Below are 22,915 nucleotides of genomic sequence, written 5' to 3' on the forward strand. Positions count from 1 at the left end.
CGCCCGGTTACATTCCGAACCCGGAAGCTAAGCCTCACAGCGCCGATGGTACTGCAGGGGGGACCCTGTGGGAGAGTAGGACGCCGCCGAACAATTCTTCGAGAGAAGCCCCCGCCGGGGAACCGGATGGGGGCTTTTCTGTTGTAAGGTCAACGTGCAAAGTCGTCACACGGTACAGGAGGCCCCCGGGTGGAGGTCCAGGAGACGCGGGTCCAGACCGATCGCGTCCTCACCATCCCCAACCTGCTGAGCATGGGCCGGCTGGTCGGCGTTCCGCTCTTCCTCTGGCTGATTCTCTGGCCGGTGTTCGACGGACCGAACAATGACGGTTGGGCGCTGCTGATCCTGATGCTGAGTGGCATCAGTGACTACCTGGACGGAAAGCTGGCCCGCAGGTGGGGGCAGATCAGCCGGGTCGGCCAGCTGCTCGACCCGCTGGCGGACCGTCTCTATGTGCTGTCCACGCTGGTCGGTCTGACCTGGCGTGAGATCCTGCCGTGGTGGCTCACGGCGATCCTGTTGGCCCGTGAACTGTTTATCGCGGCGCTGCTGCCCATTCTCAACCGGTACGGCTACGGGCCGTTGCAGGTGAGTTTCCTGGGGAAGGCCGCGACTTTCAATCTGATGTACGCGTTTCCGCTTCTGCTGCTCGGCACCGGGGACAGTTGGATCGCGCGGCCGGCCGAGGTCGTCAGCTGGGCCTTCATCTGGTGGGGGACCACGCTCTACTGGTGGGCCGCCATTCTTTACGCGGTGCAGGCGCGGCAGATCGTCCGGGGCGTCTCGGCCTCCTCGGCGTCCACAGTCTGAGACGCGATCTGAGAGAAGTCCCACGGCGACACGGTGCGTCGGACGATATCTTCCGGGTAGAGAACCTCTGGAACGGTTTGATGGACCTGCAGGTCCACCACCGCGAAGGAGGACGCACCCGTAATGAAAGCCGTTGTAATGGCAGGGGGCGAAGGCACCCGACTCCGCCCGATGACCTCCAGCATGCCGAAGCCGCTGCTTCCCGTGGCCAACCGCCCGATCATGGAGCACGTGCTGCGGCTGCTGAAGCGGCACGGCCTCTCCGACACCGTCGTCACCGTCCAGTTCCTGGCCTCGCTGGTCAAGAACTACTTCGGTGACGGCGAAGAGTTGGGTATGCATCTCACATATGCGAACGAGGAGACGCCGCTAGGCACTGCGGGGAGTGTCAAGAACGCCGAGGACGCGCTCAAGGACGACTCCTTTCTGGTGATCTCCGGTGACGCGCTGACCGACTTCAACCTCTCGGAATTGATCGAGTTCCACCGTAGTAAGAACGCACTGGTCACCGTCTGTCTCACCCGAGTGCCGAACCCACTGGAGTTCGGCATCACGATCACCGACGACGAGGGGCGCGTCGAGCGCTTCCTGGAGAAGCCGACCTGGGGGCAGGTCTTCTCCGACACGGTGAACACCGGGATCTACGTCATGGAACCCGAGGTCTTCGCCTACGTGGCGGCGGGGGAGTCCGTCGACTGGTCGAGCGACGTGTTCCCGCAGTTGCTCAAGGAGGGCAAGCGGGTCTACGGGTACGTGGCCGAAGGTTACTGGGAGGACGTGGGCACCCACGAGAGCTACGGCAAGGCCCAGGCGGACGTCCTGGAGGGCAAGGTCGACGTCGAGCTCGACGGGTTCGAGATCTCTCCGGGTGTCTGGGTGGCCGAAGGGGCCGAGGTGGACCCGGAGGCGGTGCTCCGCGGGCCGCTGTACATCGGGGACTACGCCAAGGTCGAGGCCGGCGTGGAGATCCGCGAGCACACCGTGCTCGGCAGCAATGTCGTCGTGAAGCGCGGTGCGTTCCTGCACAAGGCGGTCATCCACGACAACGTCTACATCGGGCCGCAGAGCAACCTGCGGGGCTGTGTCGTCGGCAAGAACACCGATGTCATGCGGGCCGCGCGCATCGAGGACGGCGCGGTGATCGGGGACGAGTGCCTGATCGGCGAGGAGTCGATCATCGCGGCCAACGTCCGCGTCTACCCGTTCAAGACCATCGAGGCCGGCGCGGTCGTCAACACCTCGGTGATCTGGGAGTCCCGCGGCCAGGAGCACCTCTTCGGTCTCCGCGGCGTCTCGGGCATCCTCAACGTCGAGATCACGCCCGAGCTGGCCGTGCGGCTGGCGGGCGCGTACGCGACCACGCTGAAGAAGGGGGCGACCGTCACCATCGCGCGTGACCACTCGCGTGGTGCGCGTGCGCTCAAGCGGGCGATGATCTCGGCGCTCCAGACCAGCGCGATCGACGTCCGCGACCTGGAGAACGTGCCGATGCCGGTGGCCCGGCAGCACACCGCGCGGGGGAGCGCCGGCGGGATCTTCCTGCGGACCACGCCCGGGGTGCCGGACTCGCTGGACATCCTCTTCTTCGACGAGCGCGGCGCCGACCTCTCGCAGGCCGGGCAGCGCAAGCTGGACCGCGTCTACGCGCGCCAGGAGTACCGGCGCGCGTTCCCCGGCGAGATCGGCGACCTGACCTTCCCGTCCAGCGTGTTCGACTCCTACGCGGGCAACCTGCTGCGGACCATCGACACCACGGGTGTCCGCGAGGCCGGGCTGAAGGTGGTCGTGGACACCGCGCACGGCAGCGCCGGGCTTGTCCTGCCGAGCATCCTCGGCCGGCTGGGCGTGGAGGCGCTCACCGTCTCCAGCGGGCTGGACGAGTCGCGGCCGACCGAGGACGCCGAGGAGCGCCGGGCGGGGCTGGCCAGGCTGGGCGAGCTGGTGGCGTCCTCCCGGGCGGCCTTCGGGGTGCGCTTCGACCCGGTGGGCGAGCGGGTGGCCTTCGTGGACGAGCTTGGCCGGGTGATCGACGACGACCGGGCGCTGCTGGTGCTGCTCGACCTGGTCGCGGCCGAGCGCCGCAGCGGGCAGGTCGCGCTGCCGGTGACCACCACGCGGATCGCCGAGCAGGTGGCGGCCTACCACGGCACCCAGGTCATCTGGACCACGACCACGCCGGACGACCTGGCCAAGGCGGCCGCCGCCGAGGGCACGGTGTTCGGCGGCGACGGGCGCGGTGGCTTCGTCGTCCCCGAGTTCAGCGGTGTGCTGGACGGTGCGGCGGCGTTCGTCCGGCTGGTCGGGCTGGTGGCCCGGACCCAGCTCACGCTGAGCCAGATCGACGCGCGCATCCCGCAGGCGCACATCCGGCGGCGGGACATCGCGACGCCGTGGGCGGCGAAGGGCATGGTCATGCGCTCGGTGGTGGAGGCGGCCGGCAACCGGCGGCTCGACACCACGGACGGCGTCCGGGTGGTCGAGGCGGACGGGCGGTGGACTCTGGTGCTGCCGGACCCGGCCGAGGCGGTCACCCACCTCTGGGCGGAGGGCCCGGACGACGAGGCGACCGAGGCGTTGCTCGACGAGTGGGCGGCGGTGGTCGACGGCGCCGGCCGGTGACCGCTGGATGACCCCGGGGCCGACTCCGGGAGGGCGGGGGGGGGGGGGGGGGGGGGGGGGGGCCCCCCCCCCCCCCCCCCCCCCCCCCCGCTCGTCCGCGTGTCTGCAGGTCCGCCCGACCCCCGATTACCCGGTTGTCCGTTTTGGCAGCATTGGTGGTGATCCGTCGCTTCTGGTGAGTGTGCAGGTCAGGGGGTGTGCACAGGCCCCTCCGCCGACGTGGGACGATGGTCCGCATGCCAGCGACGCCGACGCCGAGTGCCAGCAACGGACGGTTCAACCGTCCGGACGCCTCGATGTCCTTGCTGACCAACGTGATGGACCACAGCCTGGACGAGGGTTATGCCGAGGCGGCCGCGGCGCGGGGCGGGGACCGCGACAGCCGGATACCCGGCACGGTCCGGGGCCTGCTGACGCTGGGCGCCGGGCTGGCCCTGGTGGGGGCGGTGGTGACGGTCGGCGCGGTGAACGCGCACAAGGCGGAGCCGACGCTCGCCAAGGAGCGCGACGCGCTGATCCACCGGATCAACGACAGCAACGGGTCGGCGGACCGCCTTCAGAAGCAGGTGCAGGAGCTGCGGCGGAAGGTCGACAGTACGCAGCAGCAGGCGCTGGCCTCGGGGGACGGCGACCCGGCCGCCCTGGCGGGCGCGGTCGGCCTGGCCGAGGTCACCGGCCCGGGCCTCAAGCTGGTCCTGGAGGACGCGGCCGGTACCGGCGCCGGCGGGAACGTCGATCCGCGCGCCGGGCAGGGGTTCTCCAACAGCGGCCGGCTGCGCGACCGGGACCTCCAGCTGGTGGTGAACGGACTCTGGGAGTCCGGCGCCGAGGGCATATCGATCAACGGGCAGCGGCTCACCGCACTCTCGGCGATCCGCGCCGCGGGCGAGGCGGTGCTGGTGGACAACCGGCCGCTCGTCCCGCCGTACAGCGTGCAGGCGCTCGGCGACGGGCCCAAGCTGGTCGGCGCCTTCGAGAACAACATGGCGGGCCAGTACCTGCGTCTGCTGCAGGAGAAGTACGGCATCAAGTCGACGCTCTCCGCGCAGAAGAAGCTGACGCTGCCCGCGGCGGTGGGCGTCACCCTGCGGACCGCCCAGCCCGTCACTCCGGAGGCCTCGCCGTCGGCGAGCCCGTCCGCCACCGCCCCGAGCGCGCCGGCGTCCGCCGGTGGATCGGAGAGCCCCTCCGCGAGCACGTCGTCGTCGGCCACACCGAGTCCGCGGAGCTCGGGGAAGCGGACGCCGAGCGGCTCGGCCAAGACCACCACAGCCCACTCGCCCACGGCGACCACGAGCGGGTCGCCCACCGCAGGGACAGGAGCAGCTAGACCGTGATTGCCGTACTGGGTCTCGTGATCGGGGTGGTCGTCGGACTCTTCGTCCAGCCCGAGGTGCCGGACGCCGTCGTGCCGTACCTGCCGATCGCGGTGGTCGCGGCGCTCGATGCCGTGTTCGGCGGCGTCCGGGCGATGCTGGACGGGATCTTCAACGACAAGGTGTTCATCGTCTCCTTCCTCTCCAACGTGGTGGTCGCGGCGCTGATCGTCTTCCTCGGGGACCAGCTGGGGGTCGGCTCGCAGCTGTCCACCGGTGTCGTCGTCGTCCTGGGTATCCGCATCTTCTCCAACGCCGCTGCGATCAGGCGCCATGTCTTCCGCGCCTGAGCCCGGCCGCGAGAAGGCGGCGGAGGAGAAGACCGTGGGCGGAGCGGCGGGAGAAGGCGTGCGCGAGAACGGCAGGGTGGAGCGGGAGACGGCGCCCGCGGCGGAGAAGCCGCTACGGAAGCCCGCGGAGCCTGTCGAGCCCGCGGAGGCTGTGGAGCCTGTGGAGCCGACCGAGCCTGCGGAGGCTGTGGAGCCGGTCGAACCGGTGAAGCAGGCGGAGCCGTTGAAGGAGAAAGAGAAGGACCGGGAGAAGGAGAAGGCGGAACCGGCCGAGGCGGCGCTTCCGCAGGCTGAGGAGGCCGGGAAGACCGAGGAGGCCGAGCGGAAGCCGGACGCGGAGCAGCAAGAGGCTGAGGCTGAGGCTGAGGTCGAGGAACGGGAGGTCGCGAAGGCGCCCGCCGAGGCCCCTGAGCCCGCACCCGAGCCCGGACCGGAGCCCGAAGCACAGCCAGGACCGAAGCCCGAACCCCAGGCCGGGGCAGAGGCCGACGAGCCCGAGGCCGACGAGCCCGAGCCCGCCCCGCCGGCCGTCGACCGTGGTGCGGGCCGCCGCCGGCTGAAGGCGGCGCTCTGGCCGCCGCGGCTGTCGCGCGGCCAGCTGGTGGTGGCGGTGCTGCTGTTCTCGCTCGGCCTGGCCCTGGCGATCCAGGTCCGCTCGACCAACGATCACCACAGCCAGCTGCGCGGCGCACGCCAGGAGGATCTTGTCCGGATTCTCGACGAACTGGACGGCCGTCAGCAGCGTCTCCAACAGGAGAAAGCGGAGCTCGAGCAGTCCCTGGCCAAGTTGGAGAACAGTTCCAACCAGGCCAAGGAGGCCCAGGAACAGACCAGGAAGAAGGTGACGGAACTCGGTGTGCTCGCGGGAACGGTCAAGGCCACTGGTCCGGGCATCGTACTCACTGTCGATGATCCCCAAGGGCAGGTGAAGGCGGATATGCTGCTGGACACCCTGCAGGAACTCCGAGCGGCGGGGGCGGAGGCGATTCAGATCAACGATGTGCGCGTGGTGGTCAACACCTACTTCACGGACGTGTCCGGCGGCGGTGTGCAGATCGACGGCAAGAAGGTCTCGCAGCCCTATCGCTTCACCGTCGTCGGGAACCCGCAGGACCTCACACCCGCGCTGAACATCCCGGGAGGTGTGGTCCGCACCCTGGAGAGTCATCAGGCCCGGGCGACCATCTCCCAGCAACAGAAGGTGGTCGTCGACGCCCTCGTCGATCTGAAGACGCCGCAGTACGCCAAGCCGGCTCCGAAGTGACGGGGTACCGGCCGAACGGCCCGTCACCTGCGGGCGGCCCCCGGTGCGGGGGGTCGTCGTCGCGTGGGCGAGACTGGTCCACACCAGCACATGCCGGAGCACCAAACGTCGGAGTACCACTCCAGCCGGCCCGATCCGAGACCGGGCCCGCAGCCTGTCCGAGGTTCTCACCCTGCCCCGCGGGCGGGTCTGTCACACGCAAGGGGATTCGCCCGTGAGTTTCTTCTCGAAGTTGTTCGGTCGCAACAAGGGCCGTGACGCGGCCGCCGTCGAGGCACCCACCGCGCGTCACCGCCGGGCCGACGAAGAGCCCGCCGTGCCGGGCATGCGCCCTGCCCCCGAGGGGGTGGAGTACGCGGAGCGGCCCCTGTTCCGGGACGGCGCCAACCAGCAGTTCGCGGGGAATCCGGCGGGCTACGGCGCGTCGGTTGACCCCTCCGGCGCCCCGCGCATAGGTTTCCCGTCAGGACCCTCAACCTCTGGTGGAGGGTTTGCCCCGGACCCGTACGCCGGGCACAACCCGTCGGGTGTGCCGCGCCAGGAGGCTGTGAACATGGCTGGCCCCACTCCGTGCCCCAGGTGCGGCAACCAGAACCCGGCCGCGGCCCGCTTCTGTTCCAACTGCGGTACGGCGCTGCGCGGCGGTGCGCTGCCCGAGGGGGCGGCGGAGACCACGTCGACCATCTCGATCTCCGGCCTGGAGTCCTACGACCCCAACACCACGACCGGTACCGGCGCCACGCCGGCCCTGTCGGCGGAGGTGCTGGCGGCGATCGACGCGCTGCCGCCGGGCACGGCCCTGCTGATCGTCCAGCGCGGCCCGAACTCGGGCAGCCGGTTCCTGCTGGACTCGGACAAGACCACGGCCGGCCGTCACCCGCAGGGCGAGATCTTCCTGGACGACGTCACCGTCTCGCGCAAGCACGTGGAGTTCCGCCGGACGCCCGGCGGCGGCTTCACCGTCGCGGACGTGGGCAGCCTCAACGGCACGTACGTCAACCGGGAGCGGATCGACGAGGTGCCGCTGAACAACGGCGACGAGGTGCAGATCGGGAAGTACCGGCTGGTGTTCTTCGCCAGCCACCACCGGGGGTACTGAAACCAACGTCGGCAGGAGCCCGAGTGAGTACGAATACCCCTTCATCTCTCGGGGCGGCCACCCCCGTGTCGTCCGGTCCGCAGGCGGACCAGGGCACGCGGGGGGTGGTCGCGGCCCCCAGGCAGCCGGTCCGCCCGGACCGGCCCGCCGGGGGCGGCCGACGGCGCGGCGGCGACGAGCTGCTGAGCATCGGCGCGGTGCTGGCCTTCCTGCGGGACGACTTCCCCGAGGTCACCATCTCGAAGATCAGGTTCCTGGAGGCGGAGGGCCTGGTCGAGCCGCAGCGCACGCCCTCGGGGTATCGCAAGTTCAGCCCGGCCGACGTCGAGCGGCTGGCCTACGTCCTGCGGATGCAGCGTGACCACTATCTGCCGCTGCGGGTGATCCGCGAGCACCTGGACGCCATGGAGCGCGGTGAGAGCCCGCCCGCGCTGCCCGCCGCCGACGCCCGGCCCGGGCCGCTGGAGGAGGCGGACCGCGAGCTGGTGGCCGGCGCCGAGAGCTCGGCCGGGGTCCGGCTGGGCCGGGCCGAACTGCTGGCCGCCGCCGAGGCCGGCGAGCGGCAGCTGGCCGAGTGGGAGTCCTACGGGCTGGTCGCGGCAGGGCCGGACGGTGGCTACGACGGCGAGGCGCTGCAGGTCGCCCGGCTGGTCGCGGAGCTGGGCCGGTACGGGCTTGAGCCGCGCCACCTGCGCGCCATGAAGGCCGCCGCCGACCGCGAGATCGCGCTCGTCGAGCAGGTGGTGGCGCCGCTGCGCCGGCACCGGAACCCGCAGACCAGGGCGCATGCCGAGGCCACCGCGAGGGAGCTGGCCACGCTCTCCGTCCGGCTGCACGCGGCCATGGTCCAGGCCGGTTTGCGGACCCGTACCTGACCGGCCGACCCCGCTGACCAGCGCGGTCGGCTCTGCGCTTTCATATCCGGGTCAAGGGCCATAGGGTTGCCTGTGTGAATGAGCTCGACGTCGTGGGTGTCCGGGTGGAGATGCCTTCCAACCAGCCGATCGTGCTGCTCCGGGAGGTCGGGGGCGACCGTTACCTGCCGATCTGGATCGGCCCCGGCGAGGCGACCGCGATCGCCTTCGCCCAGCAGGGCATGACTCCGGTGCGCCCGCTGACGCACGACCTCTTCAAGGACGTCCTGGAGGCGCTCGGGCAACAGCTCACCGAGGTGCGGATCACCGACCTGCGGGAGGGTGTCTTCTACGCCGAGCTGGTCTTCGCCGGCGGGGTCGAGGTGAGCGCCCGGCCGTCCGACGCGATAGCACTGGCGCTGCGGACCGGTACGCCGATCTACGGGAGCGAGGAGGTGCTCGCCGAGGCGGGCATCGCGATCCCGGACGAGCAGGAGGACGAGGTGGAGAAGTTCCGCGAGTTCCTCGACCAGGTCTCGCCCGAGGACTTCGGCGGCGGCACGCCGCAGTAGCCGGCCGCCTGCGGGGTGTCGTCCGGGGGGCCGTATGCGGCGTCGTGCCGTATACGTTCGGTCGTTTTGCCAAAAAGCGTCCACCTACCCACACTAGGGGCACGAAAAACCACTCTCCTGAGTGACGTGGTTTGTCCCGCCCGGCGTGGCGATCGTTGACGGGCCATAGGGGACTGCCTACCGTCAGGAGTGGCTGCCCGGGTGCCTGTCGCCCGCAGTCTGGGTTGCCCGCAGCATGAGTGGACGGAGGTAGGCATGACCGGCACCGGCGATGAAGCGGCCGTGGGAGGCCTGTGTGCCGTGCACATGCCGCGCACCGCCCGCAGCGTGACCGACCTGCCCCGGACGGAGCTGCCCCGGCTGGGCCGGTTCCCGGCCGTACAGCCCGGTCAGCCCGCCATCGAGCGGCTCGCGCCCACCTCGGAACTGATCGGCTACCGCGGGCCGACGGCCTGCGCGGCGGCCGGGATCACGTACCGCCAGCTCGACTACTGGGCCCGGACGGGGCTGCTCGAGCCCAGCGTCCGCTCGGTCTACCCGGCGAGCAGCCACCGGCTGTACAGCTTTCGCGACATCCTGCTGCTGAAGATCGTGAAGCGGCTGCTGGACGCGGGCGTCTCGCTCCAGAACATCCGGGTGGCGGTCGCCCATCTGCAGTCCCCCGAGGTCGCCGAGCTGGCGGGGCTGACGCTGATGTGCGACGGCGCCACGGTGTACGAGTGCACCACGCCGCAGCAGGTGGTCGACCTGCTGAAGGGCGGTCAGGGCGTCTTCGGCATCGCCGTCGGCGCGGTCTGGCAGGAGCTGGAGCTGACCCTCGGGCGGCTGCACGCAGAGCGGACCGACACCGGTGAGACGGTGGTCGGGCACGACCCGGGCGACGAGCTGGCGCAGCGCCGCAACCGCGCGGTCTGACAGGCGTACTACAGGCGTACTACAGGCGTACTGACGAGGCCGCGGCCCGGGTGGGGAACCGTCCGGGCCGCGGCCTCGTCGTGCCTGGTGAACCGATCAAGTCTGGTGAGCGACTCAAGGGGGAGTACGTGCGGTTCGGCTCCGGAATACCCGGCCTGCTGCGGCGGCGGGCACGGCGGCTCGGCGTCCGGCTGGCACGGCGGCGCACCCAGCGCCGGATCTTCCAACTCGTCACCGCGGGCTGCGCGTTGGCGCTGGCGCCGAGTGCCTGGCTGTGGATCTCGGCGGAGGACCGGGTCGGTACCGTGGCGAGCGCGCCGAAGGCACCGGTGGCGGTGGTGTTCGGCGCGGGCCTGTTCCAGGGCAAGCCGTCGCCGTACCTGGCACACCGGCTGGACGCGGCGGTCGACCTGTACCGGGAGCAGAAGGTCCAGGCGGTCCTGGTCACCGGCGACAACGGCCGGGACAGCTACGACGAGACGGACGCGATGCGGCAGTACCTGATCGAGCACGGGGTGCCGCAGGTGCGGGTGGTGGGGGACTACGCGGGCTTCGACACCTGGGACTCCTGCACCCGGGCGCACCGGATCTTCGGGGTGGACCGCGCGGTGCTGGTCAGCCAGGACTTCCATGTCCGGCGGGCGCTGGCGCTCTGTGAGGCGGCCGGCATCGACGCGTACGCGGTCGGGGTGCCGGAGGTGCACGACGCCACCTGGCTGTACGGCGGGCTGCGGGAGATCCCGGGGGCGGGCAAGGCGGCGCTGAACGCCTGGCTGCGGCCGGACCCGCTGTTCCTCGGCCCCAAGGAGGAGGGCATCCCGCGGGCGCTGGCCGACGCGGGGGCGGCGCAGCAGCGGTAGCCGGGCGGGGTACCGGGAGCGGGACGGTACCGGGGAGGCGGCCGGGTTCGGCCGGGCTGTCGTACCCGTGCGGCATGATCGGCAGGTGCGGTCACTGCCGAGCATCATCCACCTCGACATGGACGCCTTCTTCGCCGCGGTGGAGCAGGCGGCCAAGCCGAGCCTGCGCGGGAAGCCGGTGATCGTCGGCGGTCTGGGCGGGCGCGGGGTGGTCTCCACGGCCTCGTACGAGGCGCGGAAGTTCGGCGTGCACTCGGCGATGCCGATGGCGCAGGCGCGCCGGCTCTGCCCGAACGCGGCGTTCCTGTCCGGGCGGTTCGAGGCCTACCGGCAGGTGAGCGAGCTGGTGATGGGCCTGTTGCGGGAGCTGTCACCGCTGGTCCAGCCGCTCAGCCTGGACGAGGCGTTCGTCGACCTGGAGGCCGGTCCGTACGGCCCGGCGCTGGCGGCGGCCGACCACGGGACGGGGGAGCGGCTGGTGGTGGCCCTCGCGGAGGACCTGCGGGCCGACATCCACCGGCGCACCGGGCTGACCGCCTCGGTCGGGGCGGCCGGGTCCAAGCTGATGGCCAAGATCGCCTCCGAGCAGGCAAAGCCGGACGGGCTGGTGCTGATCGAGCCCGGCCAGGAGCGCGCGGTGCTCGGGCCGATGCCGGTGCGCGCGCTGCCCGGCATCGGCCCGGCCACCGAACAGGTGCTGCGGCGGGCCGGGTTGAACACGGTGGCCGACCTCGCCGAGGCGGGGGAGGCGGAGCTGGTGCAGCTGCTGGGGAAGGCGCACGGCGCCGGCGTCCACCACATGTCGACAGGGCTGGACGACCGGCCGGTGGTCCCCGACCAGGACGCCAAGTCGGTGTCGGTGGAGGACACCTTCGAGGTGGACCTCGCCGACCGGGACCGGGTGCTGCGCGAGGTCGACGTCCTGGCCGCGCGGTGCGTGCGGCGGCTCCGCGCGGCCGGCCGGTCGGGGCGGACGGTGGTGCTGAAGGTGCGGCGGTTCGACTTCTCCACGCTGACCCGTTCGGAGACGCTGCGCGGCCCGACGGACGACGAGGCGGTGATCACGGAGACGGCTCGGCGGCTGGCCTCGCAGGTGGACATCACCGGCGGGGTGCGGTTGCTCGGCGTCGGGGTCTCGCAGCTGGCCGACTACACCCAGGAGGACCTGTTCGCGCAGGCCGTCCGGGAGGAGGCCGCCGAGCACGAGGTGGTGGAGGGCGGGGAGGGGGACGAGCCGGAGCCGGTGGGGCCCGCGGTGCGGCACTGGATGCCGGGGCAGGACGTGCACCACGGTGAGTTCGGGCCCGGGTGGGTGCAGGGCAGTGGGGTCGGGCGGGTGACGGTGCGGTTCGAGACACCGTGGAGCGGGCCTGGCCGGGTGCGGACCTTCGCGGTGGACGACCCGGCGCTGGAGCCCGCGCGTCCGCTGCCGTTGCGGGGCGGCGAGGGCGGGTCCGGGGGTGCGGACGGGGGCGCGGACGGGGGCGATGGCCCGGGGGAGGGCTGAGCGTACGAAACGGCCCCACCCGGTAGGGGAACCGGGTGGGGCCGTATGAAGTGCCGGGCCTCGGGCGGTCGCGATGCCCTCGTCGACCGTTCGGGGACCGGTCCCCCGCGCTCTGTCCCTGAGCGCGGGGGGGTGGACGCCTCGTCAGGCGTCGGTCTTGGCCAGCGCGGGGCTGGAGTTCAGGTCCGCGACCTCGTTGCCGGCGGCGACGGTGACGGCCGGCTTGACGGAGCGGATGAGGAACGGGACGGCGCCGGCGATCGCGCAGACCACCGCGGCGGTCCAGAACGCGTGCTTGTAGGCGTCCAGGGTCGGCAGCGAGACCGGGATCGGCAGCTTCATGGTGTCGCCGGTCAGGATCGCGGCCATCACGGCGGTGCCGATCGCGCCACCGACGGTACGCAGCACGGCGTTCATGCCGTTGGCGATGCCGCTCTGCTCGACCGGGACGGCGCCGTTGATGTAGGCGGGCATCGCCGAGAAGGCGAGGCCGATGCCCAGACCGAAGATCGCCGAAGCGGTGTAGATGTCGGCCTCGTGGCTGTGGCGCACGGCCAGGTAGACCATCGCGACGGCGCCGAGCACACCGCCGAGGACCAGCGGCAGACGCGGGCCGCGGCGGGCGATCAGCAGGGCGCCCAGCGGGGCGGCGACCATCGAGCCGATGGCGGACGGCAGCAGCATGATGCCGGCGTGCAGCACGGTGGCGGTGAAGCCGTAGTGCGTGAACTTCTCCGGGGTCTGGGCGAAGTTGCTGATCACCATGAACGAGCCGTACATGCCGAAGCCGATCAGCAGGCCGGCCAGGTTGGTGAAGGCGACGGCCGGGCGGGACATCATCTTCATGTCCACCAGCGGGTGCTTCACCTTGACCTCGATGACGCCCCAGATCAGGGCGATCACTGCGGCGACGGCGAAGAGGCCGAGCGTCTTGGTCGAGGTCCAGCCCCAGTTGTTGCCCTGGCTGACCGCGACCAGCAGGGCGGAGAGCCAGCCGGCCAGAGTGAGGGCGCCGAGCGGGTCGGCGCCGCCCTCCTTGTCGGTGACCGGGTCGCTGGGCACCCGCAGGGCGACCAGGGCGACCGCGATCAGGCCGAAGACCAGGCCCATCCAGAAGATCGACTTGTAGCTCCAGTGCTCCAGCAGGAGACCGGTCGCCACCAGGCCGAGGCCGGAGCCGACGCCCATCGAGGCGCTGATGGCGGCGACGCCGCCGGTCACCTTCTGCTTCGGCAGCTCGTCGCGGACGATGCTGATCGCCAGCGGCAGCACGCCACCGCCGGCGCCCTGCAGGACGCGGGCGACGACCAGCCAGGTGAAGGAGTGGGTGCTGACCGCCAGCGCGGAGCCGGCCACCAGGCCGGTCAGCGAGATCAGCAGCATCGGCTTACGGCCGCGCAGGTCGCCGAAGCGGCCCAGCAGGGGGGTCAGCACGGCGGCCGAGAGCAGGTTGGCCGTCATCAGCCAGGTGATGCTGGAGCCGGAGACGCTGAGCTCCTTGGCCAGCGAGGGCAGGATCGGGACGACCGCGGTCTGCACCACGCTGAACGACAGCATCGCCAGGATGAGGGCCGGCAGGACCCGGGCGCTGCTCTGCTTCTCGGCCGCGGTGGTGGGCTGTGGTGCCTCACTCACGGTTGCTTCCTCCCGTACATAGTGAATGAACTGAAATAACCATGCAGGGAGATACTTCATTATGTCAAATATCGATCGGTGAAGCTTTGGCAAAGTCGAAGGACCGAGGCCCCGGAGGGCGGGTTCGCGGGGTGGAAGCCCGAAGGACCCCGGGCCGTGGCGGGCTCGGGGTCCTGGGTGAGCTGCTGTCAGGCGAGGGGTCTGAGGGGGGCCGGGCGGGACGGTTCGTCCGCCGGGGCGGGGGCGTGGGCGTGGGCGGGGTCGGGCGGCGCTGCGGGGGTCGGGGCCGGGGTCGAGGCGGCGGTGTTGTCGTGGACCTCGACGTGCTCGCGGCGCAGCTCGTCGCGGATCACCTCCTCGGTGGTGTACCGCTCGACCACCAGGCGCACCCGCTCGATCGGGGCCAGGTACTTGCGGACCACCGGGCGCTCCTCGCGAAGCGTGACCTCCTCCACCGCCTCGGCGATGTCCTTGTCGCTCAGCGCGGCCCGCTCGGCCTCGCCGACCGGCATCCGCTCCACCCGGACGCGCTCGCGGACCACCGGGACGCGGCGCTCGACCGGCTCGCTGGTCACGTACTTGCGCAGCTTCGCGGTGCCGAGGACGTGCCACTCGGTGGTGATGTCCAGGCGCTCCTCACGGCAGGTGATCTCCACCGGGCCACTGGGCGCGGACGAGGCCGGCCCCGGGGTGGTGGAGGCCGCGGCGGCGGGGGCGACCGGGCCGGTGGTGGCCGGCGCGGCGGGGGCGGCGGGTGCGGCCTGGGGGCGCGGCTCGGGGGCGGCGGGTGCGGTGGTGCTGAGGGTCCGCACGTTGGCCTCCGTGGCGGGTTCGGACGGCTTGCCGAGGTCGGCCGCCGGGGTGGTGAGGGGGGAGGGGGCCGGGGTGTCGGCCGGGTGGAAGGCGAGCGGCTTCGCGGCGGGCGCGGCCGGTGCGGCGGTCGGGGTGGCCGGGGGGTCCGCGGGCTTCGGTGCCGTGTGCCTGGCGGCGGCCACCGCGGTGCCGGCCGCCGCCGTCGGGGCCGCGGCCGGGACCGAGCCGAAGTCCAGGTCGGCGGGTTCGGACCCGGAGCCGTCGCCCGCCGACGGGCGTCCGTCCACCGGGGTGTCCAGCCCGTAGTAGCGGTACAGCTGGAGCTCCTGGGCCGGCGACAGGTGCTGGCCGACGCCGAAGTCCGGCGACTCCTTCACCAGCGACTTGTCGTACGGCACCCGCAGCTCGTCGCCGGAGAACTCGCTCGTGGTCAGGGGGACGAAGGCGTCCCGGCCGAAGATGCCCGTCCGGACGGCCGCCCATTCGGGCTGCCCGGTGGCGTCGTCCAGGTACACCTCGTCGACCGTGCCGATCTTGTCTCCGTTGCGGTCGACCGCCTTGTGGCCGATGAGGTCCCGGGGGTCGATATCGGTCTGCACTCTTTCCTCCAGTGCGCTGCGCCTGCGGAACTCCCGCAGGCCGACGGCCGGCCCGCCCGTTCCATCCGCCACTTCACACCAAAAGCCATGAACCGGACGGGCGCGACCGGGGCGGGGCCGGACGGGCCCGGTGCTGCGCCGTCCGGGTCACGGGGAAGTCCCGGGAGTGACCGGACGCACCCGTGATCGAAGGGCCTCCCGCTGGTACCCTGGGCGCGACCGCCGAGCCCGCTCGGGAGAGTCCCCGACAGCGAAAACCACTGGTCGGGGCGCCGAAGGAGCAACTCCTCCCCGGAATCTCTCAGGCATCCGTACCGTGTGGGATAGGTCACTCTGGAAAGCAGGGCAGGACTGCCGGCGAGGGAGCCGGTGGCCACCACCCTCACCGACGGTGCAAGCCGGCGGCGCGCCCATGGCGTGCCGCGCGGGTGAAGCTCTCAGGTCCCGATGACAGAGGGGGAGGCCTGTCGGGTCCGCCCGCCCAGGCTCGTCCGCTGTTGTCCACAGCGGCGGAGCCGCACGGCGTGCGTACCCCCGCCGGTCCGTGACCAGGAGGCCTCGACCACCATGAACGCCCAGCCGAACGCGGGACGCCCCACCGGCGCCCCGACCCTCACCGAGCTTGAGCTGGCCAGCCCCTTCGAGAACCGCCACATCGGCCCCGACGCCGCCGCGCAGGAGAAGATGCTGGCCCAGGTCGGTTACGGCTCGCTGGACGAGCTCGCCGCCACCGCCGTTCCCGAGGCGATCCGCTCCATCACCGGCCTGGACCTGCCCGCCGGCCGCAGTGAGGCGCAGGTCCTCGCCGAGCTGCGCGAGCTGGCAGGCCGCAACCAGGTGCTCCAGCCGATGATCGGCCTGGGCTACTACGGCACCTTCACCCCGCCGGTGATCCTGCGCAACGTCCTGGAGAACCCGGCCTGGTACACCGCGTACACGCCGTACCAGCCGGAGATCTCGCAGGGCCGCCTGGAGGCCCTGCTCAACTTCCAGACCCTGGTCTCCGACCTGACCGGCCTGCCCACCTCCGGCTCCTCGCTGCTGGACGAGGGCACCGCGGCCGCCGAGGCGATGGCGCTGGCCCGCCGCGTCACCAAGGTCAAGGGCGGTGTCTTCCTGGTCGACGTCGAGACCCTGCCGCAGACCATCGCGGTGATCGAGACCCGGGCCGAGCCGACCGGTGTCGAGGTCGTCGTCGCCGACCTCTCCGCGGGCATCCCCGCCGAGATCGCCGAGCGCGGCGTCTTCGGTGTGCTGCTGCAGTACCCGGGCGCCACCGGTGTGGTCCGCGACCTCGCCCCCGTCATCGAGCAGGCCCACGGCCTCGGCGCGATCGTCGCCGTCGCCGCCGACCTGCTGGCGCTCACCCTGCTGAAGTCCCCGGGCTCGCTCGGCGCCGACATCGCCTGCGGCACCTCGCAGCGCTTCGGTGTGCCGATGGGCTTCGGCGGCCCGCACGCCGGCTACCTCTCGGTGCGTGCCGAGTACGCCCGCTCGCTGCCCGGCCGCCTGGTCGGCGTCTCCGTCGACGCCGACGGCAACCGCGCCTACCGCCTGGCGCTGCAGACCCGCGAGCAGCACATCCGCCGCGAGAAGGCCACCAGCAACATCTGCACCGCCCAGGTGCTGCTCGCCGTGATGGCCTCGATGTACGCCGTCTACCACGGCCCGGACGGCCTGGCCGACATCGCCCGCCGCACCCACCGCTACGCCGCCGCCCTCGCCGAGGGCCTGCGGGCCGGTGGCGTCGAGCTGCTGCACGGCGAGTTCTTCGACACCGTCACCGCCGTCGTCCCCGGCCGCGCCGCCGCGATCGCCGAGGCCGCGCGCGCCCACGGCATCAACGTCCACCAGGACGGCGAGGACCGGATCTCGGTCTCCACCGACGAGACCACCACCCGCGAGCACCTGGCGGGCGTCTGGGCCGCGTTCGGCGTCGAGGGCGTGGAGGCCGCCGAGAGCGCCGACGCGCTGCCGGCCGCGCTGCTGCGCGAGGACGAGTACCTGACCCACCCGGTCTTCCACAGCCACCGCTCCGAGACCGCCATGCTGCGCTACCTGCGCCGCCTGTCGGACCGCGACTACGCGCTGGACCGCGGCATGATCCCGCTGGGCTCCTGCACCATGAAGCTCAACGCGACCACCGAGATGGAGCCGGTGACCTGGCCCGAGTTCGGCCAGCTGCACCCGTTCGCGCCGATCGACCAGGCGCAGGGCTTCCTGACCCTGATCCGCGAGCTGGAGCGCCAGCTGGTCGAGGTGACCGGGTACGACGCCGTCTCGATCCAGCCGAACGCCGGCTCCCAGGGCGAGCTGGCCGGTCTGCTGGCCGTCCGCGCCTACCACCACGCCAACGGCGACACCCAGCGTGACGTCTGCCTGATCCCGTCCTCCGCGCACGGCACCAACGCGGCCTCCGCCGTGATGGCCGGCATGCGCGTGGTCGTGGTGAAGACCCTGGTCGACGGCGACGTCGACGTGGACGACCTGAAGGCCAAGATCGCGCAGCACCGCGACCAGCTCTCGGTGCTGATGGTCACCTACCCGTCCACCCACGGCGTGTACGAGACCGAGATCACCGACATCTGCGCGGCCGTGCACGAGGCCGGCGGCCAGGTGTACGTGGACGGCGCCAACCTGAACGCCCTGGTCGGCCTCGCCAAGCCGGGCAAGTTCGGCGCGGACGTCTCGCACCTGAACCTGCACAAGACCTTCTGCATCCCGCACGGCGGCGGCGGCCCGGGCGTCGGCCCGGTCGCGGTCCGCGCGCACCTCGCGCCGTACCTGCCGAACCACCCGCTGCAGGCCGAGGCCGGCCCGGCCACCGGCGTCGGCCCGATCTCGGCCGCGCCGTGGGGCTCGGCGGCGATCCTGCCGATCTCCTGGGCGTACGTCCGGCTGATGGGCGGCGAGGGCCTCAAGCGCGCCACCCAGGTGGCGGTGCTGAACGCCAACTACATCGCCAAGCGCCTGGCCCCGCACTTCCCGGTGCTCTACACCGGCCCCGGCGGCCTGGTCGCGCACGAGTGCATCATCGACCTGCGCCCGCTCACCAAGGAGACGGGCGTGACGGTGGACGACATCGCCAAGCGCCTGATCGACTACGGGTTCCACGCGCCGACGATGTCCTTCCCGGTGGCCGGCACCCTGATGATCGAGCCGACCGAGTCCGAGGACCTGCACGAGATCGACCGGTTCTGCGACGCGATGATCGAGATCCGGGCCGAGATCGACAAGGTCGGCTCGGGCGAGTGGGCGGCCGAGGACAACCCGCTGCGCAACGCCCCGCACACCGCCGCCACGCTGGCCGGCGACTGGGCGCACGGCTACTCGCGGCAGGAGGCCGTCTTCCCGGCGGGTGTGAACCCGTCGGACAAGTACTGGCCCCCGGTCAGCCGTATCGACGGCGCGTACGGCGACCGCAACCTGGTCTGCTCCTGCCCGCCGCTGGACGAGTACGGCAACTGAGCGAGGAGAGGTACGGCAGGGCCCCGGCGGAACTCCCCCAGCCTTTGGTTGGGAGGAGTTCCGCCGGGGCCCTGCCCGTTGTTCTGCGTCGGTCGGCGGCTGCCCCCGCCGGCGGCGGGTCAGGCCGCGTGGGCGACAGGGCGGCGCGGGGCGATCACCCGGCCGTCGGGCAGCAGTTCGCCGGTGTCCTCGAAGAGCAGGACGCCGTTGCAGAGCAGGCTCCAACCCTGCTCCGGGTGGCAGGCCACCGGTACGGCCGCCTCGCGGTCCTCGGACTCGGCCGACGGGCACTCAGGACGGTGCTGGCACATACGTACCCTCGCTTCGCTCTGCGATCCTCCCCGTGATGCGGCGCCGCCGGATGCCCGTCGGGAGCCGCCGCGGTAGTCGGATCCTGTCCGGCGCCGGACAGGTGTAGGCCGGCGCTCAAGTGGGTAGGACAGGTGGTCCTTCCACGCTGGTTCCCAGTGTCGGCATCCCGGGACGATCGCGCAGCAATTTGGTGACATGCGCCACAACCCGGGGGCAGAGATCACCCGTTCAGGTGGCTGCGACCCGAAAAAGCCCCCGGACGGGCCATCGGATGGCTGGCCTTTTGGGGCCATGCCCGATGGCCCGTCCGGGTGGGGCGGGCACGGTGGGGCCGGTGCGGAGCCGGCCGGCGGGGGAGGGGCTGGCGGGGAGGGGCAGGCTCAGGGGGAGCCGAGCAGCAGCGGCCGGCCCAGCGGCGCCCGGGCCAGCACCGGCAGCAGGTCGGCGGCCGGGTAGGCGCGGTGCGCGGTGACCCCGAGCGGAGCCGGTGCCAGCGGGATCAGAAGGTCCGCCCCCGGTTCGGCGTCCGGGCTGTGCAGCCAGAGCGCCGTCGCGTACTGGCCCGGGAAGGTCAGCAGCCGGGGCTGCCGGCGGGCCCGTGAGGTCTGGGTGAGCTGCCAGGCCTGGCGCAGCGCCCGGACGGTGGAGTCCAGGTAGGGCCCGGCGGTGAAGTGGGAGAAGGTGTGGCCCTCGACGCCCTGCACCACCTCGGCCGCGGCGGCCACCTCGGTGCCGTCCTTGATCAGGAAGCGCCAGCCCGTCCGCCGGGCGGCGGTGAGCTCCGGGCGCGGCCCGTCCAGGACGTGGACCGCGAGCGGGTGCGCGGGGAGCAGCGGTCCGGCCGGATGACGCAGCGCTGCGGCGGCGGGCTGGCGCAGCGCGTCCTCCGAGTCGAGCGCGGCGAGGACCGCGCGCAGGGCACTGGGCGGGGGCTGGGGGGTCTGCAGAGTCATGGCGGGGTCGCCTCTCCGTGCGAGATCGGCGTGCGAGTGCGGCATACCGGCATGGCGCGGTGTGTCGTCGGTGACGGGACCTGGCCATGTCCGGTTGTGCATGATCGCGGTGCTGGTACGGCCGCTGCCGTCGACGAGGGTTGCGGAGCGGCAGTGGTCCGGCCTGGGCGCAGTGCGAATTCTATCGAACAGGTGCGCAGGGTGACCTGTTTATCACAGGCGGTGGCGCCGGGCAAGTCGGCGGATGTGCTGAAAGACCGTCAGTTTCCTTGCATTGCAAGCCGTTCGAAGCAATCGGGTATCGATCTTCGGGGTGGGCATGATGCATGCACGGTCGCTCGGCCGGGCGGCTCAGGAGGAGGGGATCATGGGCGAGAAGGTCGTGGCGACACGCGCGGACCTGTCAGACCGGCAGCTGTACCGCCGCAAGCTCCAGTCCTGCCTCGACGCGCTCGGACGGATGCTGCGCGAGAACCGCTTCGACCGGCCCCGGGCGGTGATGGGCCTGGAGATCGAGCTCAACCTCGCCGACGAGCAGGGCCTGCCGGTGATGCGCAACGCCCAGGTGCTCAGCGCGATCGGCTCCAGCGACTTCCAGACCGAGCTGGGGCAGTTCAACATCGAGGTCAACATCACCCCGCACCGGCTCTGCGGCCACGTCTTCGAGGAGCTGCGCGAGGAGATCGACACCGGGCTGCGCTACGCCGACCGCAGGGCCGCCGAGGCCGGCGCGCGGATCGTCATGGTGGGCATCCTGCCGACCCTGGAGCACGACCACACCGGGTTGGACGCGATGTCCCACAATCAGCGGTACAGCCTGCTCAGCGACCAGATCCTGGCCGCCCGCGGCGAGGACATCACGCTGGACATCGAGGGCGTCGAGCGCCTCCAGCTGGAGTCGATCACCATGGTCGCCGAGGCCGCCGCGACCTCGTTGCAGTTGCACCTCCAAGTCACCCCCGAGCGGTTCTCCTCGGTCTGGAACGCCGCCCAGGCGATCTGCGGCCCGCAGCTCGCGCTCGGCGCCAACTCGCCGTTCCTGTTCGGGCGGGAGCTCTGGCGGGAGACCAGGCCGGTGCTCTTCCAGCAGGCGTGTGACACCCGTTCGGCGGAGCTCAAGGCCCAGGGCGTGCGCCCGATCACGTGGTTCGGCGAGCGCTGGGTGGACTCGGCGTACGACCTGTTCGAGGAGAACCTGCGGTACTTCCCGGCGCTGCTGCCGATCTGCGACGACGAGGACCCGGTCAAGACGCTCGCCTCCGGGGGCGTGCCGCGGCTCGCCGAGATGCGGCTGCACAACGGCACCATCTACCGCTGGAACCGGCCGGTGTACGACGTCAGCGACGGCGTGCCGCACCTGCGGGTGGAGAACCGCGCGCTGCCGGCCGGGCCGACCGTCGCCGACACGCTGGCCAACGCGGCGTTCTACTACGGCCTGGTGCGGGTGCTGGCCGAACAGCCGCGGCCGATCTGGACGAGGCTGCCGTTCGAGCGGGCCGACGAGAACTTCCGGCAGGCCGCCCGGTACGGCATCGACGCGGTCTTCCAGTGGCCGCGGCACGGACGGGCCGGGCGCGGGGGTGGGCTCACCACCGTTCCCGCCGTCGACCTGATCATGAACGAGCTGCTGCCGATGGCCCACCAGGGGCTGGACGAGTGGGGCGTGGAGCCCGCCGACCGGGACCGCTACCTCGGCATCATCGAACAGCGCTGCCTGCGCCGGGTCAACGGCGCCTCCTGGCAGAGCGCCACCTTCCACCGGCTGCGCGAGCAGTTCGGGATGGACCGGCCGGCGGCGCTGGCGGCGATGACCCGGCGGTACATCGAGTACATGCGTGGCGGCGAGCCCGTGCACACCTGGCCGGTGGGCTAGGGCTTGGCCCTACGAGAGGGCCCGGCGCCCCTCCTGTGGAAGGATGATCGCTCCGGCGGTCGGCCGACGGCCGGAGCGATGCCGGACCGCTGGAGCACGCCGTGACCACCGCCCCGACCGCACCGGAGACCGCGACGCCCACGCGCCGGCTGCTTGGCGTCGAGCTGCTGACCGTCCTCGGCCTCTCCCTCGGGGCCAGTGGCGTCGGCGCGCTGATCAGCTTCACGGGATCGCTCACCGAGACGCTCAACCTCGGCCAGCAGGTCGCCACCCTGAACTCCTCGCGCGCCCCCGGCCGGCCCTGGCTCGACCTCGCCTGGCAGCTCTACTACATCGGGCGCGGGCTGATGCCGGTCGTCCTGGTCGGCTACCTGCTGGTGCGCGAGGGCACCGCGCTGCGGGTGCTCGGCTTCGACCTCGGGCAGAAGCTGCGCGACCTCGGCCGCGGTGCCGCCGTCGCCGCCGCGATCGGCGGCTCCGGGCTGGCGCTCTACCTGCTCTCGCAGGCGGCCGGTTACAACCTGACGGTGGCGCCGTCCGGGCTGCCGGACGTCTGGTGGCGGATCCCGGTGCTGGTCGCCTCCGCCTGGCAGAACGCGATCCTGGAGGAGGTCGTCGTCCTCGGCTACCTGCTGCGCCGGCTCGGGCAGCTGGGCTGGTCGTGGCCGGCCACGGTGGCGGCCAGCTCGGTGCTGCGGGGCTCCTACCACCTGTACCAGGGGGTCGGCGGGCTGGTCGGCAACATGGTGATGGGCGCGGTGTTCTGCCTGCTGTACCGGCGGTGGGGCCGGGTGATGCCGCTGGTGGTGGCGCACGCGCTGATCGACACGGTGGCCTTCGTCGGGTACGCGCTGCTGGCCGGGCACGTCAGCTGGCTGCCCACCGGCTGACCGGCAGCCGGACGGCGCGGGCGCGCGGCGGGCGGGCGAGCAGCCGGTCGACGTGCCGGCGCTCCAGGCCCTGGCCGGCGGAGAGCAGCACGGTGTAGCCGAGCAGGGTGTGCGCGTCGAAGTCGGCGTCCGGTCCGGGGCAGACCGGGTTGAGCACGCCGTCGACGTCCAGGAACAGCAGCGGCTTAGGCATCGGGCGCCCCCCA

The 22,915-nt window shown here is 71.9% G+C and carries 19 protein-coding genes, 1 rRNA gene and 1 riboswitch; of the genes, 15 read left to right on the top strand and 5 right to left on the bottom strand.

Annotation, left to right across the window (positions count from 1 at the left end):
• The 12 genes from rrf to ACZ6NC_RS07235 form a co-directional block, all read left to right on the top strand.
• Positions 1–92, top strand: a 5S ribosomal RNA gene (gene rrf / locus ACZ6NC_RS07180); the annotation flags it as partial.
• Between the two features lie 97 nt (positions 93–189).
• Positions 190–810: a CDP-alcohol phosphatidyltransferase family protein gene (locus ACZ6NC_RS07185; protein ID WP_465729832.1), complete on the top strand. Its 621-nt coding sequence runs from the start codon at positions 190–192 to the stop codon at positions 808–810.
• 123 nt (positions 811–933) lie between these two features.
• Positions 934–3,429: a sugar phosphate nucleotidyltransferase gene (locus ACZ6NC_RS07190; protein WP_465729834.1), complete on the top strand. Its 2,496-nt coding sequence runs from the start codon at positions 934–936 to the stop codon at positions 3,427–3,429.
• A gap of 236 nt (positions 3,430–3,665) precedes the next feature.
• Positions 3,666–4,766: a DUF881 domain-containing protein gene (locus ACZ6NC_RS07195; RefSeq protein ID WP_465729836.1), complete on the top strand. Its 1,101-nt coding sequence runs from the start codon at positions 3,666–3,668 to the stop codon at positions 4,764–4,766.
• Entirely contained in the window at positions 4,763–5,095 is a 333-nt protein-coding gene (locus ACZ6NC_RS07200) for a small basic family protein (RefSeq protein WP_030062488.1), read from the top strand. The genes ACZ6NC_RS07195 and ACZ6NC_RS07200 overlap by 4 nt, the downstream gene beginning before the upstream one ends.
• On the top strand, positions 5,079–6,359 hold the full coding sequence (locus tag ACZ6NC_RS07205; RefSeq protein WP_465729838.1) for a DUF881 domain-containing protein: 1,281 nt from the start codon (positions 5,079–5,081) through the stop codon (positions 6,357–6,359). Before ACZ6NC_RS07200 ends, ACZ6NC_RS07205 begins: the two co-directional genes overlap by 17 nt.
• A 214-nt stretch (positions 6,360–6,573) precedes the next feature.
• Positions 6,574–7,458, top strand: a complete 885-nt coding sequence (locus ACZ6NC_RS07210; RefSeq protein WP_396322590.1) for an FHA domain-containing protein — start codon at positions 6,574–6,576, stop codon at positions 7,456–7,458.
• Between the two features lie 182 nt (positions 7,459–7,640).
• Positions 7,641–8,333, top strand: coding sequence for a transcriptional regulator FtsR (gene ftsR, locus ACZ6NC_RS07215; protein ID WP_465730224.1), 693 nt, complete (start codon positions 7,641–7,643; stop codon positions 8,331–8,333).
• A gap of 74 nt (positions 8,334–8,407) precedes the next feature.
• Positions 8,408–8,884, top strand: a complete 477-nt coding sequence (locus ACZ6NC_RS07220; protein ID WP_360185161.1) for a bifunctional nuclease family protein — start codon at positions 8,408–8,410, stop codon at positions 8,882–8,884.
• 255 nt (positions 8,885–9,139) lie between these two features.
• Complete coding sequence (locus tag ACZ6NC_RS07225; protein WP_465729840.1) at positions 9,140–9,799, top strand: MerR family transcriptional regulator; 660 nt, start codon at positions 9,140–9,142, stop codon at positions 9,797–9,799.
• A 128-nt stretch (positions 9,800–9,927) separates the two neighbouring features.
• A complete protein-coding gene (locus tag ACZ6NC_RS07230; RefSeq protein WP_465729842.1) occupies positions 9,928–10,659 on the top strand; it encodes a SanA/YdcF family protein in 732 nt (243 codons plus the stop codon).
• A gap of 85 nt (positions 10,660–10,744) precedes the next feature.
• Positions 10,745–12,166, top strand: a complete 1,422-nt coding sequence (locus ACZ6NC_RS07235) for a DNA polymerase IV (RefSeq protein ID WP_465729844.1) — start codon at positions 10,745–10,747, stop codon at positions 12,164–12,166.
• A 144-nt stretch (positions 12,167–12,310) separates the two neighbouring features.
• Here the strand turns inward: ACZ6NC_RS07235 and ACZ6NC_RS07240 are convergent, their stop codons facing one another.
• A complete protein-coding gene (locus ACZ6NC_RS07240) occupies positions 12,311–13,801 on the bottom strand; it encodes an MFS transporter (RefSeq protein ID WP_465729846.1) in 1,491 nt (496 codons plus the stop codon).
• Positions 13,802–13,989: 188 nt separating this feature from the next.
• Positions 13,990–15,213 carry a PRC and DUF2382 domain-containing protein gene (locus ACZ6NC_RS07245; protein WP_465729847.1) on the bottom strand — a complete coding sequence of 408 codons (1,224 nt, stop codon included), beginning with the start codon at positions 15,211–15,213 and terminating at the stop codon, positions 13,990–13,992.
• Positions 15,214–15,436: 223 nt separating this feature from the next.
• Positions 15,437–15,540: riboswitch (glycine riboswitch) on the top strand.
• A gap of 240 nt (positions 15,541–15,780) precedes the next feature.
• Between ACZ6NC_RS07245 and gcvP the strand changes: the two genes are divergently transcribed.
• The gene (gene gcvP / locus ACZ6NC_RS07250) at positions 15,781–18,681 is read left to right on the top strand and encodes an aminomethyl-transferring glycine dehydrogenase (protein WP_465729848.1); all 2,901 of its coding nucleotides are present in this window, start codon (positions 15,781–15,783) and stop codon (positions 18,679–18,681) included.
• A gap of 119 nt (positions 18,682–18,800) precedes the next feature.
• Here the strand turns inward: gcvP and ACZ6NC_RS07255 are convergent, their stop codons facing one another.
• Both ACZ6NC_RS07255 and ACZ6NC_RS07260 read right to left on the bottom strand, forming a co-directional pair.
• Entirely contained in the window at positions 18,801–18,992 is a 192-nt protein-coding gene (locus ACZ6NC_RS07255; protein WP_148641485.1) for a DUF5999 family protein, read from the bottom strand.
• Between the two features lie 381 nt (positions 18,993–19,373).
• Positions 19,374–19,946 (bottom strand): hypothetical protein, encoded by a 573-nt coding sequence (locus ACZ6NC_RS07260; protein ID WP_465729850.1) that lies wholly within the window; start codon positions 19,944–19,946, stop codon positions 19,374–19,376.
• Between the two features lie 367 nt (positions 19,947–20,313).
• Here ACZ6NC_RS07260 and ACZ6NC_RS07265 point away from each other — a divergent pair, with 367 nt between their 5' ends.
• Both ACZ6NC_RS07265 and ACZ6NC_RS07270 read left to right on the top strand, forming a co-directional pair.
• The gene (locus ACZ6NC_RS07265; RefSeq protein WP_465729852.1) at positions 20,314–21,819 is read left to right on the top strand and encodes a glutamate-cysteine ligase family protein; all 1,506 of its coding nucleotides are present in this window, start codon (positions 20,314–20,316) and stop codon (positions 21,817–21,819) included.
• Between the two features lie 101 nt (positions 21,820–21,920).
• On the top strand, positions 21,921–22,709 hold the full coding sequence (locus ACZ6NC_RS07270) for a CPBP family intramembrane glutamic endopeptidase (protein WP_465729854.1): 789 nt from the start codon (positions 21,921–21,923) through the stop codon (positions 22,707–22,709).
• On the opposite strand, the gene ACZ6NC_RS07275 is transcribed toward ACZ6NC_RS07270, so the two are convergent.
• A complete protein-coding gene (locus tag ACZ6NC_RS07275; protein WP_465729856.1) occupies positions 22,687–22,902 on the bottom strand; it encodes a hypothetical protein in 216 nt (71 codons plus the stop codon). The genes ACZ6NC_RS07270 and ACZ6NC_RS07275 overlap by 23 nt on opposite strands.
• Between the last annotated feature and the right edge of the window lie 13 nt (positions 22,903–22,915).

It is taken from the genome of Kitasatospora sp. NPDC041988 (assembly GCF_055588525.1).

What these genes read in the sequence shown, in the direction of transcription:
- ACZ6NC_RS07190 (WP_465729834.1), top strand. Translation starts at nt 934, where the DNA reads ATGAAAGCCGTTGTAATGGCAGGGGGCGAAGGCACCCGACTCCGCCCG.
- ACZ6NC_RS07225 (WP_465729840.1), top strand. Translation starts at nt 9,140, where the DNA reads ATGACCGGCACCGGCGATGAAGCGGCCGTGGGAGGCCTGTGTGCCGTG.
- ACZ6NC_RS07260 (WP_465729850.1), bottom strand. Translation starts at nt 19,946, where the DNA reads ATGACTCTGCAGACCCCCCAGCCCCCGCCCAGTGCCCTGCGCGCGGTC.
- ACZ6NC_RS07205 (WP_465729838.1), top strand. Translation starts at nt 5,079, where the DNA reads ATGTCTTCCGCGCCTGAGCCCGGCCGCGAGAAGGCGGCGGAGGAGAAG.
- ACZ6NC_RS07275 (WP_465729856.1), bottom strand. Translation starts at nt 22,902, where the DNA reads ATGCCTAAGCCGCTGCTGTTCCTGGACGTCGACGGCGTGCTCAACCCG.
- gcvP (WP_465729848.1), top strand. Translation starts at nt 15,781, where the DNA reads ATGAACGCCCAGCCGAACGCGGGACGCCCCACCGGCGCCCCGACCCTC.
- ACZ6NC_RS07255 (WP_148641485.1), bottom strand. Translation starts at nt 18,992, where the DNA reads ATGTGCCAGCACCGTCCTGAGTGCCCGTCGGCCGAGTCCGAGGACCGC.
- ACZ6NC_RS07195 (WP_465729836.1), top strand. Translation starts at nt 3,666, where the DNA reads ATGCCAGCGACGCCGACGCCGAGTGCCAGCAACGGACGGTTCAACCGT.
- ACZ6NC_RS07265 (WP_465729852.1), top strand. Translation starts at nt 20,314, where the DNA reads ATGGGCGAGAAGGTCGTGGCGACACGCGCGGACCTGTCAGACCGGCAG.